Origin of the sequence: Brevirhabdus pacifica, assembly GCF_002797755.1 — a bacterium.
In the GTDB taxonomy this organism is placed as follows: Bacteria; Pseudomonadota; Alphaproteobacteria; order Rhodobacterales; family Rhodobacteraceae; genus Brevirhabdus; species Brevirhabdus pacifica.
In genome coordinates this window covers 135,748-153,061 of sequence record NZ_PGFI01000012.1, presented here as the reverse complement: position 1 = coordinate 153,061, position 17,314 = coordinate 135,748, and the positions used below count along the sequence as shown (strand labels likewise).

The 17,314-nt window shown below is 67.8% G+C and carries 13 protein-coding genes; 7 read left to right on the top strand and 6 right to left on the bottom strand.

The genetic code is table 11. The features are described from left to right. The first annotated feature begins 3 nt into the window (after positions 1-3). From CLV77_RS10240 to CLV77_RS10230, 3 genes are read left to right on the top strand one after another with little or no spacing between them, the layout of a single operon-like run. On the top strand, positions 4-714 hold the full coding sequence (locus CLV77_RS10240; protein WP_076980645.1) for a TerB family tellurite resistance protein: 711 nt from the start codon (positions 4-6) through the stop codon (positions 712-714). Further along, a complete protein-coding gene (locus tag CLV77_RS10235; RefSeq protein ID WP_076980646.1) occupies positions 711-1,811 on the top strand; it encodes an endonuclease/exonuclease/phosphatase family protein in 1,101 nt (366 codons plus the stop codon). Before CLV77_RS10240 ends, CLV77_RS10235 begins: the two co-directional genes overlap by 4 nt. A gap of 48 nt (positions 1,812-1,859) precedes the next feature. Beyond that, positions 1,860-2,381 (top strand): hypothetical protein, encoded by a 522-nt coding sequence (locus CLV77_RS10230; protein WP_143815106.1) that lies wholly within the window; start codon positions 1,860-1,862, stop codon positions 2,379-2,381. A gap of 30 nt (positions 2,382-2,411) precedes the next feature. On the opposite strand, the gene CLV77_RS10225 is transcribed toward CLV77_RS10230, so the two are convergent. The 4 genes from CLV77_RS10225 to CLV77_RS10210 all read right to left on the bottom strand — a co-directional run bounded on the left by CLV77_RS10225 (position 2,412) and on the right by CLV77_RS10210 (position 8,258). After that, positions 2,412-3,953, bottom strand: a complete 1,542-nt coding sequence (locus tag CLV77_RS10225) for a Ppx/GppA family phosphatase (RefSeq protein ID WP_076981196.1) — start codon at positions 3,951-3,953, stop codon at positions 2,412-2,414. A 223-nt stretch (positions 3,954-4,176) separates the two neighbouring features. After that, positions 4,177-6,351, bottom strand: a complete 2,175-nt coding sequence (locus CLV77_RS10220) for an RNA degradosome polyphosphate kinase (RefSeq protein ID WP_076980648.1) — start codon at positions 6,349-6,351, stop codon at positions 4,177-4,179. A 34-nt stretch (positions 6,352-6,385) separates the two neighbouring features. Then, on the bottom strand, positions 6,386-7,075 hold the full coding sequence (locus CLV77_RS10215; protein WP_076980649.1) for a P-loop NTPase family protein: 690 nt from the start codon (positions 7,073-7,075) through the stop codon (positions 6,386-6,388). Between the two features lies 1 nt (position 7,076). Continuing rightward, positions 7,077-8,258 (bottom strand): AI-2E family transporter, encoded by a 1,182-nt coding sequence (locus CLV77_RS10210; protein WP_083707843.1) that lies wholly within the window; start codon positions 8,256-8,258, stop codon positions 7,077-7,079. 199 nt (positions 8,259-8,457) lie between these two features. On the opposite strand from CLV77_RS10210, the gene proS reads away from it, so the two are divergent. From proS to CLV77_RS10195, 3 genes are all read left to right on the top strand, one after another. Then, positions 8,458-9,801: a proline--tRNA ligase gene (proS, locus tag CLV77_RS10205; protein WP_076980650.1), complete on the top strand. Its 1,344-nt coding sequence runs from the start codon at positions 8,458-8,460 to the stop codon at positions 9,799-9,801. Positions 9,802-9,998: 197 nt separating this feature from the next. Beyond that, positions 9,999-11,285 (top strand): lipoprotein-releasing ABC transporter permease subunit, encoded by a 1,287-nt coding sequence (locus CLV77_RS10200; protein ID WP_076980651.1) that lies wholly within the window; start codon positions 9,999-10,001, stop codon positions 11,283-11,285. After that, the gene (locus tag CLV77_RS10195; protein WP_076980652.1) at positions 11,278-11,994 is read left to right on the top strand and encodes an ABC transporter ATP-binding protein; all 717 of its coding nucleotides are present in this window, start codon (positions 11,278-11,280) and stop codon (positions 11,992-11,994) included. Before CLV77_RS10200 ends, CLV77_RS10195 begins: the two co-directional genes overlap by 8 nt. 94 nt (positions 11,995-12,088) lie before the next feature. Here CLV77_RS10195 and CLV77_RS10190 read toward each other — a convergent pair whose 3' ends face one another. Together CLV77_RS10190 and parE are read right to left on the bottom strand one after the other, a co-directional pair. After that, a complete protein-coding gene (locus tag CLV77_RS10190; RefSeq protein ID WP_076980653.1) occupies positions 12,089-12,457 on the bottom strand; it encodes a hypothetical protein in 369 nt (122 codons plus the stop codon). A 416-nt stretch (positions 12,458-12,873) separates the two neighbouring features. Further along, complete coding sequence (gene parE, locus CLV77_RS10185) at positions 12,874-14,832, bottom strand: DNA topoisomerase IV subunit B (protein WP_076980654.1); 1,959 nt, start codon at positions 14,830-14,832, stop codon at positions 12,874-12,876. Positions 14,833-15,017: 185 nt separating this feature from the next. Between parE and CLV77_RS10180 the strand changes: the two genes are divergently transcribed. After that, positions 15,018-17,276 (top strand): ATP-binding protein, encoded by a 2,259-nt coding sequence (locus tag CLV77_RS10180; protein ID WP_100053075.1) that lies wholly within the window; start codon positions 15,018-15,020, stop codon positions 17,274-17,276. Positions 17,277-17,314 lie beyond the last annotated feature (38 nt).

Below are 17,314 nucleotides of genomic sequence, written 5' to 3'. Positions count from 1 at the left end.
CCCATGTCGATCTGGTCTCGCATAGCCGATGCGATCTCGGCCCTGGCCTCGGGCGAGGGGCTGGGCGCGGTGTTCGAAAGTTTTCGCGCCCCGCCTGAGCGCACCGTCGCCTTCGCCATCGCGGTGATCGCGCTGGGGGCCAAGATGGCCAAGGCCGACGGGCAGGTCACCCGCGATGAGGTGGCGGCGTTCCGCGAGGTCTTCCACATCCCCCCCGAGGAAGAGCGCAACGCAGCGCGGCTGTTCAACCTGGCCCGCCAGGATGTCGCCGGCTACGAGGATTACGCCGCCCGCGTCGCCCGCATGTTCGGCGACGACCCCGAGACCCTGTGCGACCTGATGGAGGGGCTTTTCCACATTGCCTTGGCGGACGGCGAATACCACCCGGGGGAGGAGGAGTTCCTCAAGCGCGTGGCCGAGATCTTCGGCATCGACCGCCCCACTTTCACCCGTCTGCGCGCGCGGTTCGTCTCGGATTGCGAACCCGATCCCCATGATGTTCTGGGCGTGGCACCAGATGCGCCCCTGACCGAGATCCGCGCCGCCTGGCGCGCCCGCGTCCGCGAGGCCCATCCCGACCGTCTGATCGCGCGCGGCCTGCCGCCCGAGGCGATCCGTCTGGCAGAGAAGCGGCTGATCGCGGTCAACCGGGCGTGGGAGCAGCTGAACCAGGGGGCCGCCGCCGGGCGGGGACCGGCCGCCGGCAAGGCATGAGGCTGGCGACCTACAATGTCGAATGGTTCGACGCGCTGTTCGACGACGAGGGCAAGCCCGTGCCCGATACCCACTGGTCGCGCCGCCGGGATGTGACCCGCCGAGAGCAGCTTGCCGCGCTGGTGCGGGTATTTCAGGCCATGGACGCCGACGCGATCCTGGTGGTCGAGGCCCCCGACGACAGCCGCAACCGCAACGCCCGCGTGGCCCTTCAGGAATTCGCGGAATTTGCCGGGCTGCGAACGCGCCAGGCGCTGCTGGGATTTGCCAACGACACCCAGCAGGAGATCATGCTACTTTTCGATCCCGACGTGATCCGGGCGCGGCACGACCCCATCGGCTCAGGCCCGGACGAGGTGGCGCGCCTTGCGGGGCGGGCAGGGGCGGCGGGCGCTGGTGCGGGGGCCGGTGGTGAGGCCGCAGGCGCCGACCACGACCCGCCGGTGCCGCGCTTTGACGGGGCGTTCCACCTGGATACCGACCTCGACATGCATCCCGACCCGGTCGTCTGGTCCAAGCCGCCGCTGGAGATCGCGGCCACCGCCGGGGATTTCGCCTTTCGCATGATCGGGGTGCACGCCAAGTCCAAGGCCCCCCACGGCGCCCGCACCATCCCCGAGGCGACGCGCCTTGCCATCGACAACAGGCGCAAGCAGCTTGCCCAATGCATCTGGCTGCGTCACCGGGTCGAATGGCACCTGCGCCGCGACGAGCCGCTGATCGTGCTGGGCGATTTCAACGACGGGCCGGGTCTGGACGAGTATGAGCGCCTGTTCGGCCGCTCCTCGATCGAGATCGTGATGGGCGAGAACCCCGACGACCCGCTGCGCCTCTACGATCCCCACGCCCAGGCCCTCCTGGCCAGCCGGATGGGCGCCGCCCCGGTCAGCGCGCGTTTCTACATCGCTGAACAGAAACGATATCTTTCGGCACTTCTGGATTACGTGATGCTGGGCCCCGCGATGATGCAGCGCAATCCCCGCTGGCGGATCTGGCATCCTTTCGACGACCCCGAGATCTACCGCAACCCCGAGTTGCGCGATGCGCTGCTGACCGCGTCGGACCATTTCCCGGTAACGGTGGATTTCAGCGCATGATCTGACGGCCCCGTTCTAATGGGGCGGCCTTTCGGCTATGCTCGGGCCATGAAAAACGCCCGCCGCCTTCTCTTTCCGCTTCTGCTGTCAGCGCCGCTTCTGGTGCCGCTGGGCAGTTCGCTGCTGGCCTCGCACATGGGGCTGGGCAAGGCCCGGCCGCAGGCCGTGGCGCTGGCGGGCCCGACCGGCCCGGCGGCGCAGGGTGCCCCGCGCGCGCGGGCCTTCACCGGCTGGAAGGCCGCCGATCCCGAACCCGAATCCCCCGAAGACGCGCAACCTGCCCCCGGGGCCCCGTCGACCGGCGAGGCCGAGCGGTCCGCCCCCCGCGACGGGATGGGGCGCGGCATGGACCTGCTGGGAGAGGGGACGCGGATGATCCTGCGCGGGCTTCTGTCCGAGGTTCAGCCACTGCTGGAGGATCTGCGCGGCCGCATCGACGAGCTGGACGCCTACCACCCGCCCGAGGTGCTGCCCAATGGCGATATCCTGATCCGCAGGCGCACGGCCCCCGACCATCCGGTGCCCCTTCCGGGCACCCGGACCGGTCCCAACGGCGAGGTCGAGCTTTGACCCCCGCGTGATCGCGGCGGCCTTGTCGGTCTACTTGGCGAATTTCACCTCGACCTCGGCCTTGAGCGAGCCTGCAAGCGCGCGCAGCCGCGTCTCGGCCACCTCGCCGAACAGATCGCGGCTGGTGCGGTCCACGATCATCCGCAGGATGCGCTTTTTGGGAAACCATTCCAGCCGGCCCATGCGGTCGGGATCGTCGACCGAGAACATCGCGCCGAAGCGCATGGCCTTGCCCAAGGCCTCGGCCTGCTGGATCTCGTCGTCGTCCAGCAGTTCAAGCAGGGGTTCCAGCCGGGTGCCGCTGCGCGAGTTCTTGTAACGGTGCAGCAGGGCCAGCCCCAGAAAGACCCGCCCCCGATGATCCAGCCCGCCAAGGTTGGCGCGGGTGGCGTTGTCGAAACAGACCTCGTGGCGGTAATCGGGGTGGGCGCGCCAGCTGACGTCGTGCAGAAGGCACGCGGCTCGCACCAGCCGCTTCTTCTCGGCCCCCGCGTTGCGGAAGATCGGCAGCAGGAACTCGTAAAGCTGCTTGCCGAAGCCGGGGCGGCGGGCGTCCTTGGCCTCGGCGAAGCGGGCGGCCTCGATCAGCGGATCGCGGCGGCGCAGCTTCTCGGGCATCTGCTCATACAAGAGACCCTCGCGGATGCCGTAGCTGGAGACGTAGATTTCCTTGGGGGCGAACTGGCGGACCAGCTCGCGCAGCACCCGGCTTGCCAGCGGTACCAGCGCCATCCGCTCGGCCGAAGTGCCCGACAGCTGGCGGATTTCCTCAAGGTCGTTGTCGGCGATCCAGTTGACCGTGTCGCGCACGTCCTTGGGCGACATGGCGTATTCGTGCAGCACCTTCAGCGGGTAGCCGCGCCGTTCCATGTCCAGCCGCGCGATCGCCCGCCACGAGCCGCCGACAAGGTAGATACGCCGGGGCTTGCGGCCCATTTCCTCGCACAGGCCGGCCATCACCTCGCGGATATGGGCGTTGATCGCCTTCTTGCCGCCCTTGATATCGCGCAGCTTGAAGGGACCGAGGGGGGAGGTCACCCGCGGCCCGACCCGCCCGTCGCCCACCTGAGCCAGTTCCATGGACGACCCGCCGATATCGCAGACCAGGCCATCGGCGCCCGGCCAGCCCAGCAACACGCCCTGGGCCGACAGCCGGGCTTCTTCCGCGCCGTCGATGACCCAGAGCTTGATATTGGTCTCGCGCTCGACCTCGGCGCGGAACTCGGGCCCGTCCTCGGCGTCGCGCACGGCGGCGGTGGCGACGGCCGAGAGGGGCGAGACGCCCATCGAATCGGCCAGAATGTCGAAGCGGCGGATGGCGGCCAGCGCGCGGCGGCGCCCTTCGGGGTTCAGACGGCCGGTATCGTTCAGACCGGCCCCCAGCCCGCAAAGCAGCTTTTCGTTGTAGAAATAGGCAGGAGAGCGGGCGGCGCCGTCAAAGACCACCATCCGGACCGAGTTCGATCCGACGTCCAGCACGCCGACCCGTTTGAGCGCCTGTGCCGACGGATCGTCGAAAAGCGGCCGCCCGAAGGGGCCCCAGTCGTGGTGGGCGTCGGGCGCGGGCGAGATGGTCGCGTCATCGGGGGCGGTGCCCGGTGCCTTTGCGTCCTCTCCCGCATCCGGGGCCTGCGCGTCAGGGAACCGGCCCGGTGCCTTGTCGGTAGCGCTGTCCATGACTGTGCCCTTTCGTGCTTGCCCGGACCTTGCCCGCGCGGTCGCCCGCGCGTCAATCCCCGGATCGTCCGCCCCCGGCCTTGGCAGGAGCGGCGTGGCCGTGACGTGGCGGCGCGCCCTAGTCGCGCGAATGGGTGAGGGCCGGCACGTCCGACGCCCCGGCCGAACCCCGTCCCGAAAGCGAGGGGTTCTCGGTGAAGAAGCGGTGGCAGCTGAACAGGTGCTCGCCCTCCTCGGGGGTGCGGCGGGTGAACTGGCCGAAACCGTCCATCACCCAGCTTTGCGCCTCGTCGGCCAGGTTGGCCGCCATGATCTGGTTCATGATCTGTGCCTTCACCGTGGGATTCGTGATCTCTACAAGCGTCTCAACCCGGTGCAGCAGGTTGCGTTCCATCATGTCAGCCGACGAGATGTAGACCTTGGCCTTCTTGGCCGGCAGACCGTGACCGTTGCCGAAGCAGATGATCCGCGAATGTTCCAGGAAGCGTCCGACGATGGATTTCACGCGGATGTTCTCGGACAGGCCCTTGATGCCGGGCCGCAACCCGCAGATGCCGCGCACCACAAGGCTGATGCGCACCCCGGCCTGGCTGGCGGCATAGAGCGCGTCGATCATGTCGGGGTCGATAATGGCGTTCATCTTGGCCCAGATCTCGGCCGGCTTGCCGTTGGCGGCATGCTCGATCTCGGCCTCGATCTGCTCCAGCAGTGAGGATTTCAGCGACAGCGGAGAGATCGCGAGGTTCTCCAGCACGTCGGGCTGGGCATAGCCGCCGACATAGTTGAAGACGCGCGTCGCGTCGCGCCCCAGCTTGGGGTCGCAGGTGAAGAGGCTGAGGTCGGTGTAGATCCGCGCGGTGATCGGGTGATAGTTGCCGGTGCCGAAATGGGTGTAGGTCACAAGCTGATCGCCCTCGCGCCTCACGACGACGCTGATCTTGGCGTGGGTCTTGTAGTTGATGAAGCCGTAAACCACATGGGCGCCGGCCCGCTCCAGTCGCCGCGACTGGCGGATGTTGGCGGCCTCGTCGAAGCGCGCCTTCAACTCGACCAGTGCTGTGACGGACTTGCCCGACTCGGCGGCATCGCACAGGGCGGCCACGATCGGGCTTTCGTTCGAGGTCCGGTAAAGGGTCTGGCGGATGGCGACCACGTCGGGATCGCGGGCGGCCTGTTCCAGAAAGCGCACCACCATGTCGAAGGTCTCGTAGGGGTGGTGCAGCAGCATGTCCTTTTGCCGGATGGCGGCGAACATGTCGCCTTCGTGGTCCTGCACCCGTTCGGGCACCCGCGGCGTGAACGAGGGCCAGAGCAGCGCGGGCCGCTCGTCCAGGACCAGTTCGCGCAGGGCGCCGACACCGATCAGGCCCTCGATCTCGACCACCTCGTTGGCGGTGATGTGCAGGTTGTCCATCACCAGCTTGCGCAGGGGGCCGGGCGCGCCGGTCGAAAGCTTCAGGCGGATGACCTCGCCGCGGCGGCGGCGCTTCAGGGCGACCTCGAACTCGCGGACCAGGTCCTCGGCCTCGTCCTCGACCTCCATGTCGCTGTCGCGCAGCACCCGGAAAGCACAGCTTCCGGTCAGCTTGTAGCCGGGAAAGAGCGAGCCGATGTGCATCAGCAGCAGCTCTTCCAGCGGCAGGAAGCGGATCGCGTCGCCGACGGCAGGCAGGCGCAGGAACCGGTTGATCTGGTGCGGGATCGGCAGCAGCGCCCGCAAGGGGCGGCCGTCGGTCTTGCGCTCCATCTGGAGGGCCAGGGCGAACCCCTCGCTGGGGATGAAGGGAAAAGGGTGGGCGGGGTCGATGGCCAGGGGCGACAGGATCGGAAAGACCTGGGCCATGAACACCGCTTCCAGCGCCTTGCGATCCGACTTGCCGATCGTGTCGCGGGTGAGGATCTGGATACCCTCTTCCTCCATCGCGGCGCGCAGCTCGTTCCAGGTGGACTGCTGGGCGCCCATCAGGCGCCGCGCCTCGCAGTCGATCAGAACCAGTTGCTCGGCCGGGGTCAGCCCGTCTGACGCTGGGGTGGTATTGCCGGCGCGCGCCAGCTCCCGCAGGCCGGCGACGCGGACGGTGTAGAATTCGTCCAGGTTGGTGGCCGAGATCGACAGGAACCGCACCCGTTCCAGCAGCGGCACGCGCGGGTTCGAGGCCTCTTCCAGCACCCGCCAGTTGAAGGCCAGCCAGCTAAGCTCGCGGTTCAGGAAGCGCCCGGGACCCGCGATCGCCTCGTCCGGCAACTCGGCGGGGGCGGGAAAATCCGCTTCGAGGAAATCGGCCTGACCCATGAGAGTCCTTCATATACCTGGGGTTATCCCCGCTTTATCGCGCGTTGCGGGCCAGGTTGTCCAGCACGTCCGCCGCCAGCCGCTGACCGATGGGACGTTTCTCGTCCAGCGCGCGGCGGTCCAGTTCCGAGACGATTTTCGCCACCGCCGCATAGGAGCGTTCCATCCGCGGCAGCAGCCAGGCGATCAGCGCGGGCGGCGGCAGGATCTGGCGGTCGTGGAACAACTTGACGAACAGCGCGGTCAGTAGCTGGTCGTCGGGCGGCGCGATCTCGACCAGGGCGGTGCCCTGCATGCGGCTCGCCAGGTCGGGCAGGGTGACGGGCCAGCGCGCCGGCGCCTGCCGCGCCGTCAGCAGAAGCAGGCCGCCGCGCTGGGCCACCATGTTGTGCAGGTGGAAAAGCGCGCGCTGGGCGGCGTCGGTCATGGGGCGGTCGGCGTCCTCGACCACCACCGCAGGCGCCGCACCCCGGATCGAGCGGCCGACCTCCTCCTCGTCGAGGCCTGTCGCCCGCACTACCGTCGCCTGCCGCTCACGCCGCCAGATCTCGGCCAGGTGGCTCTTGCCCGACCCCTCGGGTCCGCTCAGCACCATCTTGCCCAGGGGCCAGGCACCGGGGTTGGCGAGGGTCTCGTGAGCAAGGGCGTTGGCCGGAGAGACGAAGAAATCCTCGCGGCCCCGCGCCGTGGTCCGGGGCAGAGGGAAACGCAGCTGCTGGGCCATGTCAGAGGCGGGTCCGGTCGGGATCGTCCCCGGGATCCGCCGGCGCGGCGGCCACGGTCGTGGCGGGGGCGGCATGTGCCTGCGCCTGGGCCAGAACCGCGGCCGGGCTGGGCGGCAGCCCCCCAGCGGTGGCGCCCACGCCCTGGTAGAGGCGGCTGTCCTTGTACTTGGCGGTGGCGAAACGGGCCAGCACCCCGATCGCCGCCGCGACCGGGACCGCGACCAGCATGCCGACAAAGCCGAAGAGCGCGCCGAAGACCGACAGCGCGAAGATCAGCCAGACGGGGTGCAGACCCACGGACGAGCCGACAAGCTTGGGGGTCAGCACGTTGCCCTCGATCAGCTGGCCGGCCTGGAAGATCGCGGCCACCGCCACGATCCACAGCCAGTCGCCCCAGAACTGAAAAAGTGCCAGGCCGATGGCAAGGCCCCCGCCCACCAGCGCGCCGACATAGGGAATGAAGGTCAAAATCCCCGCGATGGCCCCGACGATCAGGCCAAACTGCAATCCCACCGCCATCAGGGCGACGGCGTAATAGGTCCCCAGGATCAGGCAGACCGTGCCCTGACCGCGAATGAACGAGGCCAGCGTGCGGTCGATCTGGCGCGCCAGCTCGCGGATCACCGGCGCGTGGTCGCGCGGCAGAAGCTGATCGATGCGCGCCACCATACGGTCCCAGTCCAGCAGCAGGTAGAAGGCCACCACCGGCACGATCACCAGCAGCACCAGCACGTTGATCAGGCTCAGCGCCGAGGTCAGCAGCCCCTCCAGCAGCGCCGCGCCCTTGGAGCGCAGCGTGTCGCTGATCGACAGCAGGCTCTGGTGCAGCGGCGAGCCCTTGTCGATGAGCGAGGGGAAACGCTCGGTCAGGAAATCGCGCAGGTTCTCGGCCAGGCGCGGGGCAACCTGGATCAGCGCCCGGGTCTGGTCGATCAGCAGCGGAAAGACCAGCACGGCCAGAAGCACGAAGCCGACGATGGCGACGACGGTGATGACGGCGGTGGCGGCGGCACGGCTGAGGCCGATCCGCTCCAGCCGGTCGGCAAGGGGGTCCAGGAAATAGGCGATCGCCCCGCCCAGCAGGAAGGGCAGGATCACGTCCCCCAGTATCCACAGCATCAGAAAGAGGACCGCCGCCGCGATCCCCCAGTAATAGGTCTGTTCCCGGACCGGCAGCCCCATGCGGCGCCCCTTTGCAATCGCGCGATCTCAGCTTCGATAGATCGCCCATGCGCGCCGCGGTTGCAAGCGCGGCGGCTGTGCGGGGATGCGGCACCGCGCCCCGCCTGCCCGGTGGTGCGGGGCGCATGGGAGTTCTTGTCTGATCGCCGGCGATGGCCTAGACCGGCGCAACCGCCAAGTACCTGAAAGGTCCGCGCCGATGCGCCTCTCCCGCTATTTTCTGCCCGTGCTCAAGGAAAACCCCGCCGAGGCGCAGATCGTCTCGCACCGACTGATGCTGCGGGCGGGCATGATCAAACAATCCGCGGCGGGCATCTATTCCTGGCTTCCGCTGGGCTTGCGCGTTCTCAAGAAGATCGAGGCCATCGTCCACGAGGAGCAGCAGCGCGCCGGTCACATCCCGCTGCTGATGCCGACGATGCAATCGGCCGACCTGTGGCGCGAAAGCGGGCGCTATGAAGATTACGGAGAGGAGATGCTGCGCATCACCGATCGCCACGGGCGCGACATGCTTTTCGGTCCCACCAACGAAGAGCTGATCACCGACATCTTCCGCAGCCATGTGAACAGCTACAAGGACCTGCCGCTGACCCTCTACCAGATCCAGTGGAAGTTCCGCGACGAGATCCGCCCGCGCTTCGGCGTGATGCGCGGCCGCGAGTTCTACATGAAGGACGGCTACAACTTCGATATCGACCGCGACAGCGCCATCCACGCCTACAACCGGCACATGGTGAGCTATCTGCGCACCTATGAGCGGATGGGCCTGCAGGCGATCCCGATGCGCGCCGACTCGGGCCCCATCGGCGGCGAGGACACCCACGAGTTTCTGGTGCTGGCCGACACCGGCGAGTCCGAGGTCTTCTATGACAGCGCCATCACCGACCTGACGCTGGGCGAGCGGGCGGTGGATTACGACGACCGCACCCAATGCGCCGACATCGTGACCGAGTGGACAACCCCCTATGCCCGCACCGACGAGACCCATGACGCGGCCCTCTTCGACGGGGTCCCCGAGGACCGCCGCCGCACATCCCGCGGCATCGAGGTCGGGCAGATCTTCTATTTCGGCACCAAGTATTCCGAGCCGATGGGCGCCACGGTCGTCAACGACAAGGGAGAGCGGGTGCCCGTGCATATGGGCAGCCACGGCATCGGCGTCAGCCGCCTGCTGGGCGCCATCATCGAGGCCAGTCACGACGACAAGGGCATCATCTGGCCCGAGGGCGTGACCCCCTTCCACTGCGGCATCGTCAACCTGCGCCAGGGCGATGCGGCCACCGACGCGGCCTGCGAGGATCTTTACAAGGCCCTCACCGCCGCCGGTCTGGACCCGCTTTACGACGATCGCGACGAACGGGCAGGGGCCAAATTCGCCACGATGGACCTGATCGGCCTGCCCTGGCGCATCACCGTCGGGCCGCGCGGCCTGAAATCCGGCGTGGTCGAACTGACCGACCGGCGCAGCGGCGAGGCCGAGGAGCTGAGCCCCGAGCTGGCCGTCACCCGCCTGCGCGAAATCTACGCCGCCCACGGCATCTGACGCGGGCGGCCGCCACTTTCACTGTCGCGAAAATATCCCCGCCGGAGGCTGGCCGGACCGTTCCGCCGCCTCCGGCGGGGATATTTCAGCGACAATGAAACCTGCACCCGGGGCGCCCTGCCGATCCCGCGCGCGTGAGTTGACGGACCCGGGCAAAACCCCCAAGGTCCGCGCCAACCCTTGAGGAGCCTGTTCCATTGGCGCAGAAAACCGCCCCCTTCGCCCCGTTCGAATGGATGATTGCCTGGCGCTACCTTCGGGCCCGCCGGGCCGAGGGCGGCGTGAGCGCCATGACCTGGATCAGCCTGATCGGCATCACCCTGGCGGTGTTTGCCCTGATCGCCACCCTGGCCGTGCGCTCGGGGTTCCGGGCCGAGTTCGTCGACACCATCCTGGGGGCCAATGCCCATGTCACCGTCTACAGCGCGGTGCAGGCGGATGCCCAGGGCCGCACCAGCCGCCTGATTACCGACTATGACGAGCGGGCAGCGCGGATCGCCGATGTGCCGGGGGTGACCCGGGTCGCGCCGCTGGTGAAGGGGCAGGTGCTTGCCAGCACCGCCGGGCGCAGCGCCGGGGTCGAGGTGTTCGGCATCGCGGCCGAGGATCTGATGAGCCTGCCGCGGATGCGCGACGCCGAGGATGCCCGCGGGGATCTGGGCCGCTTTGGTGAGGGCATCGCCGTGGGCTCGATCATCGCGCGTGATCTGGGCATCGAGATCGGCGACCGGATCAAGCTGATCTCGCCCGAGGGGGTGCGCACCGCCTTCGGCACCAGCCCCCGGGTCAACAGCTACGAGGTGGTGCAGATCTTCTCGATGGGGCGCTACGACATCGACCGCACCCGGGTCTACATGCCCTTCGCCGAGGCCCAGTCCTATTTCAACCGCGAGGGCGGGGCGGACGAGCTGGAGGTGCTGGTCGAGGATCCGGACCGTGTCGAGGAGCTGGCCCCGGCGCTGATGCAGGCCGGGGGCGAGGGGACGTTGCTGTGGAGCTGGCGCGATGCATCGGGATCCTTCCTGCGTGCGCTCGACATCGAGGACAACGTCATGTTCGTGATCCTGTCGATCCTGGTGCTGATCGCGACGATGAACATCGTCTCGGGGCTGATCATGCTGGTCAAGAACAAGGGGCGCGACATCGGCATCCTGCGCACCATGGGCCTGACCGAGGGTTCGATCCTGCGGGTCTTTTTCATCTGCGGGGCGCTGGTCGGCGTCTTCGGCACGATCTTCGGCACCATTCTTGGCTGTCTTTTCGCGATCTACATCGACCCGATCTTTTCGTTCGTCAACGCGGTGGCGGGGGGCGGGGTGTGGGATCCCTCGATCCGGGGGATCTACCAGTTGCCGGCGCAGCTGCGGCTGGCCGATGTGCTGTCGGCGGTTTCGCTGTCGCTGGGCCTGTCCTTCGTGGTCACGATCTTTCCGGCCCGGCGCGCGGCGCGGATGAACCCGGTGGAGGCCCTGCGCTATGAATGACGTGATGCTGCGGCTCGAGGGGATCTCGAAATCCTACAACCCGGGCACGCCGGCCGAGATCTCGGTGCTGCGGGGGGCCACGCTGGAGGTGGCGCGCGGCGAGGCGGTGGCACTGGTCGCGCCCTCGGGGGCGGGCAAGTCCACCCTGCTGCATATCGCCGGCCTGCTGGACACGGCCGATGCCGGCATGGTCGAGATCGGCGGGGTCGCCACCGGCGATCTGGGCGACCGGTCGCGCACGCGGATGCGGCGCAACGACGTCGGTTTCATCTACCAATTCCACCATCTGTTGCCCGAGTTCACCGCGCGCGAGAACATCATGCTGCCGCAGCTGGCCAACGGGGTCGCCCGGGGCGCGGCGCGGGAGCGTGCGGAGGAGCTTCTTGCTTCGGTCGGGCTGACCGAGCGGGGCGGCCACCGGCCTGCCGAGATGTCGGGGGGCGAGCAGCAGCGCGTGGCCTTCTGCCGGGCCATGGCCAACGCGCCGCGGGTGTTGTTGGCCGACGAGCCCACGGGCAACCTGGATCCCGACACGTCGGACCGGGTTTTCGGGGCGCTGATGGGGCTTGTCCGCTCGACCGGTCTGTCGGCGGTCATCGCCACCCATAACCTGGAGCTGGCGGCGCGGATGGACCGTGTTGTCCGGCTGGAGCATGGCCGCCTGGTCGAACGCGTCGAACGCGTCGACGCGGGCCGCGCGGCGGACTGATCCTTCGGCCGCAATGAAACAGGGCCCGTGCCAGATATGCTGGCCGGGCCCCGTCGCGATGAATTCAAGTTTTTTGCGCGTCTTGCGCGTCCGGTCAGGCGGTGCCGATGAGCCGGCTCTGGGTGTTGCGGCAGCGGATCCTGTTGCGGGCCGCCACGATGGCGCTTTGCGGCGTGTTGTGGGTGGGGCGCAGCACGTCGATGGCGGGCGCGCTGACGGCGTTGACGGCGGGCTTTGCCGGTGCCGTGCTTGCCGGGGTCGCGGCCGGGCTGCCTTCGGCCTTGCGGGCGCGTTTGCGGATCGGCTTGGAATCGTGAAGGAAGGCGAAAGCCGAGTAGAGGGCCAGGCAACCGGCGGCGATGCCGATGACGGTCGTCAGGTCACCGATCTCAAGATTCAATATGGTCACGACGGCAAAGAGATATCCGATCAGTGCCCCTTTGAGGAAGAAAAACAGTGACATGCGGCCGGTCCTTTCTTTTGTCGGCCTCTGGCGGAGGTCCGATTTCCTTCAGACTGACAGGCCAATCTGGCGCAATCGGGGCCGGGTGTTTGGGCTTCGTGCAAACCCGCTATCCATGATCGTGCAACGGAGCATCGGCCGCATGTGACGTCAGTTGAATCCAAAAAAGTGGATTCATCCAGCGCGGGAAGGCGGGGGGGCCACCTTCTTTGCGTCTTATAAGTTATTGATTATATTAAATCTTTACAGAATTTCGTGGACCCCGTCCCGTTCTTACTCGCCGGGATGGCGGGAATTGGGCGCGGTTTCGCGAAAGCGCCATGTTGCGGACCCGCCGCCACAAACTGCCTAAATCGTTGAAATTGCGTTCGGTTTGTGGCGGTGCGCCGGGCAGGGGATGCGCCCCGCCAAGTGGTTCAGACGTCCAGTTCTTCGACGAACTGGGCGTTCTGCTGGATATACTGGAACCGCAGCTCGGGCTTCTTGCCCATCAGCCGCTCGACCAGATCGGCGGTCTCGCCGGGCATGTCCTCGGAGATGGTGACCCGGATCAGCTTGCGCGTCTCGGGGTTCATGGTGGTGTCTTTCAGATCCTTGGCGTCCATCTCGCCCAGGCCCTTGAAGCGGCTGACGTCAATCTTGCCCTTGCCGCCCAGCCCGCGTTCCAGCATCGCGGCCTTCTCGGCCTCGTCCAGACAGTAGACCCGGCGCGCGCCCTGGGTCAGGCGGAAGAGGGGCGGGCAGGCCAGGTAGAGGTGGCCCGCGTCGATCATCGGGCGCATCTGGGTGAAGAAAAAGGTCATGAGCAACGAGGCGATATGCGCCCCGTCGACATCGGCGTCGGTCATGATGATGATCTTGTCGTAGCGCAGATCCTCAAGGTTGAATCGCGTGCCCATGCCGACGCCAAGCGCCTGGCACAGGTCGTTGATCTCGGCGTTCTGGCCCATCTTGGCCGAAGCCGCGCCCAGCACGTTCAGGATCTTGCCGCGCAGGGGCAGAAGCGCCTGGTTCTTGCGGTCCCGCGCCATCTTGGCGCTGCCGCCGGCGCTGTCACCCTCGACGATGAAAAGCTCGGTGCCCTCGCGGTTGGTGGCCGAACAATCCACCAGCTTGCCGGGCAGGCGCAGTTTCTTGGTGGCGGTCTTGCGGGCGGTTTCCTTTTCCGACCGACGGCGCAGGCGTTCCTCGGCGCGCAGGACCAGATAATCCAGAATCGCCCCGGCGGATTTGGTGTCCGACGCCAGCCAGTTGTCGAAGTGGTCGCGCACCGCGCCCTCGATCAGCTTGCCGGCCTCGACCGTCGCCAGACGGTCCTTGGTCTGGCCCACGAACTCGGGCTCGGTGATGAAGCACGAGACCAGCGCGCAGCCCCCCGCGATCAGGTCATCGCGGTTGATCTGGGCCGCCTTGCGGTTGCCCACCAGTTCGCCGTAGGCGCGAATGCCCTTCAGGATCGCGGCCCAGAAGCCGGCCTCGTGGGTGCCGCCCTCGGATGTGGGAACCGTGTTGCAGTAGCTGCCGATGAACCCGTCGCGCGAAGGCGTCCAGTTGATCGCCCATTCGACCGAGCCGGGCTTGCCGAACTTTTCCTGAAAGCTGACCTTGCCGGCGAAAGGCGCGTCGGCGTAGGTCGCCGCGTTGCCCAGCGATTCCTTGAGGTAATCGGCCAGACCGCCGGGGAAGTGAAAGGTCGCCTCGGTCGGGGTTTCGCCATCGTCGATGGCGCTTTTCCAGCGGATTTCGACCCCCGAGAACAGATAGGCCTTGGAACGCACCATCTTCATCAGGCGGGCGGGCTTGAATTTGTGGCTGCCGAAGATCTCGGAATCGGCGCGGAAGGTGACGCTGGTGCCGCGCCGGTTGGGGGCGGCGCCCACCATCTCGACGGGCCCCTGCGGATGCCCGCGCGAGAATTCCTGGGCGAAAAGCTCGCGGTTGCGCGCGACCTCGACCCGAAGCTGGTCCGACAGCGCGTTCACGACCGAGATGCCGACCCCGTGCAGACCGCCCGAGGTCTGATAGGCCTTGCCCGAGAACTTGCCGCCCGCGTGCAGGGTGCACAGGATCACTTCCAGCGCGGATTTGTCGGGGAACTTGGGGTGGGGATCGACCGGGATGCCCCGGCCGTTGTCGCGGATGGTGACGGAATTGTCGGAGATCAATTCGACCTCGATGCGGCTGGCGTGGCCGGCGACGGCCTCGTCCATCGAGTTGTCCAACACCTCGGCGACCAGATGGTGCATCGCCCTCTCGTCGGTGCCGCCGATATACATGCCCGGACGCTTGCGGACAGGCTCCAGCCCCTCCAGCACCTCGATCGAAGAGGCGTCGTAGGTTTGTTCGGGGGCGGACCCGGTCAGAAGGTCGTTCATCGGCGTGCTGCTCTGCTCATTCTTGATTGGCCTTTCATTAGATCAGGAAGTGGCGCGCTGAGCAATGGCACCGGGGCCCTGTGGCGCGGCGTTTCCCGGATTATCGGGGCCTGCGGAACCTTTTGTTAATCTCCGTGCTCTAGCCACCCCCCGAGGGGATCCCGAACCCGGAAGAGGCAAGGCATATGAGTGGTGAAACCGTTGCGGCGGGGGGGATGCCCGCGCCCGTTCCCGACCAGACACCGCACAGGCGTGGCGCGCGCCTGCGTCCCACCGGCCAGATCGCGCGGGACCTGCGCGATGGCAACACCATTGCCGACAAACGCAGCCCGACGGGCCGGTTACAGCGGTTCTGCCTGGGCCGCTGGCGCGTCCTTCCCCTGCGCCTGGCCTATGAGGTCACGGGCGCCACCATCTTCGGCATCTTCCAGGGGGCGGAGGCGGGGATCCTGCTGCTGGGGATCTGGCTTTGCGGGGAACTGGTCGACCTGCTGGTCAACCGCTGGGCCATGGCGCCGGGCCGCATCGTGCAGAACCTGGAAAGCGTCGATCACGCCATTGCGGCCTCCTCGGCCGTCTGGGCGTGTTTCATGGCGACCGGGGCCGCGATCATCTGGACGACCGGCGGCATGGGCTACTGGATGCTGGCGACGACCTTTCTCGTCTCGGCCAGCGTCAACGCCGAGCTGGTGGGCGGTCTGCACGTCCGGTCGCTGCGGATCGTGCAGGCGATTTTCGCGACTGTCGCGGCCCTGCTGGTGGCGGGCACGCTGTTTCTGTCGGGCTTTGCCCGCGAGGCGGTGCAATTCTCCCTTGCCGCGGCGGTGCTGGCGGCGACGCTCAGCGGTCTGTTCATCCGGCTGCGCCTGCAAAACCGTCGCCGGCACGAGTTCGAGCGGCGGCTCATCGCCTCGCGCCGCGAGACGGAGGTCGTGAACCGCGCTCTCGTCGCCTCCCAGGATGAGTTGAAGGCGGGCAACCGCCTGGCCCGCAGCAAGGCCGCCGAGGCCGAGAAGGCCAACCGCGCCAAGTCCGATTTCCTCGCCCACATGAGCCACGAGCTGCGCACACCACTGAACGGCATCCTGGGGATTGCCGAGCTTCTGGAGTCCGCCGGGCCCACCCGCGATCAGGCCGAGCTGATCGAGACGCTCAGCCGTTCGGGCCGGTCGCTGCTGTCGATCATCAACGACATCCTCGACATCTCTCAGGTGGAATCCGGCAAGTTCCGCCTGACGGCGGCACCCTTCTGCCCCTGCGGAGTGATCGAGGATGTCACGGCCCTAATCGCGCCGCTGGCCGAACGCCGGGGGCTGACCTTCCGGACCCGGGGGGACGTGCCGCGGGTCATGCTGCGCGGGGACGCGGGGCGGCTCAGGCAGGTGCTGATGAACCTGCTCGGCAACGCGGTGAAATTCACCTCCTCGGGCGGCGTCACCCTGCGCCTGGGGCACGAGGCGCGGGGCGACAGCCTGCTGCTGAAGATGGCGGTCGAGGACACCGGCCCGGGCATCGCCGCCGAGGATGCCGAGCGTATCTTCGCCCCCTTCGAACAGGGGGAGGAGCATCTGACCCGTCGCTTCGACGGCTCGGGGCTGGGGCTGGCGATCTCGCGCCAGCTGGTCGAATTGATGCAGGGCGAGATGACCCTGTTGCCAAACCCCGCCGGCGGCAGCACCTTCACGGTGCGCCTGCCGTTGAAACTGGCCGCCCCCGACGGTGCGGGGGACCGGGGCGGCGCCCCCCGTGAGGGGGACGAGTGCCAAGCCATGCCGCTTGACCCGGGCCGCAGGCGCGTTTCTCCCTTCGCGCCACCTGCGCGCAATTCCGCCCTGCGCGCCACCGAGACCGCCCCGGAAAATCCGGCGCCGACCGGAGAAGAATCCAGGGACGCCCGGGACAGGCGCCGGGGGGACTATTGTATCGCCGGCGGCGCCGACCGGCGCGAGAAGAAGACCGCGATGCGCAGCCTGCGCACCGACGAGGCAATGCCCGACCTCACCGGCGCCACGATTCTTCTGGCCGAGGACAACCGAACCAACCGCCTGATCTTCTCGCGCTACCTGTCGGGGACGGGCGCGCGGCTGATCATGGCCCATGACGGTGCCGAGGCGGTCGAGGCCTACAGGCTCCATGCGCCGTCCCTTGTTCTCCTGGATATCTCCATGCCGGTCATGAGCGGCTTTGACGCCGCCCGCCAGATCCGCGCGCTGGAGGCGGGGGCGGGTGGCTCGCTCTGCCCGATCGTGGCGCTGACGGCCCATGCCTTCACCAGCGACCACAACCGCTGCCGCGCGGCGGGGATGGATGCGGTGCTGATCAAGCCGATCGGGCGCATGGCATTGGTCGAAACCGTGGCCGAGGTGCTGAGCAGGTCCGGCGCGGCCGCTAGCACCGAAGCGCCCCGGCAAGCGGACACCCCCCGCGCGGACGCCCTCGGTTAAGGGTGCGGGGTGGGGGGCACGCTGTGGGCAAACAGGTG

Coding starts and splice junctions, on each gene's coding strand:
- CLV77_RS10235 (WP_076980646.1), top strand. CDS start 711: ATGAGGCTGGCGACCTACAATGTCGAATGGTTCGACGCGCTGTTCGAC.
- CLV77_RS10190 (WP_076980653.1), bottom strand. CDS start 12,457: ATGTCACTGTTTTTCTTCCTCAAAGGGGCACTGATCGGATATCTCTTT.
- CLV77_RS10180 (WP_100053075.1), top strand. CDS start 15,018: ATGAGTGGTGAAACCGTTGCGGCGGGGGGGATGCCCGCGCCCGTTCCC.
- proS (WP_076980650.1), top strand. CDS start 8,458: ATGCGCCTCTCCCGCTATTTTCTGCCCGTGCTCAAGGAAAACCCCGCC.
- CLV77_RS10195 (WP_076980652.1), top strand. CDS start 11,278: ATGAATGACGTGATGCTGCGGCTCGAGGGGATCTCGAAATCCTACAAC.
- parE (WP_076980654.1), bottom strand. CDS start 14,832: ATGAACGACCTTCTGACCGGGTCCGCCCCCGAACAAACCTACGACGCC.
- CLV77_RS10220 (WP_076980648.1), bottom strand. CDS start 6,351: ATGGGTCAGGCCGATTTCCTCGAAGCGGATTTTCCCGCCCCCGCCGAG.
- CLV77_RS10230 (WP_143815106.1), top strand. CDS start 1,860: ATGAAAAACGCCCGCCGCCTTCTCTTTCCGCTTCTGCTGTCAGCGCCG.
- CLV77_RS10240 (WP_076980645.1), top strand. CDS start 4: ATGTCGATCTGGTCTCGCATAGCCGATGCGATCTCGGCCCTGGCCTCG.
- CLV77_RS10215 (WP_076980649.1), bottom strand. CDS start 7,075: ATGGCCCAGCAGCTGCGTTTCCCTCTGCCCCGGACCACGGCGCGGGGC.
- CLV77_RS10210 (WP_083707843.1), bottom strand. CDS start 8,258: ATGGGGCTGCCGGTCCGGGAACAGACCTATTACTGGGGGATCGCGGCG.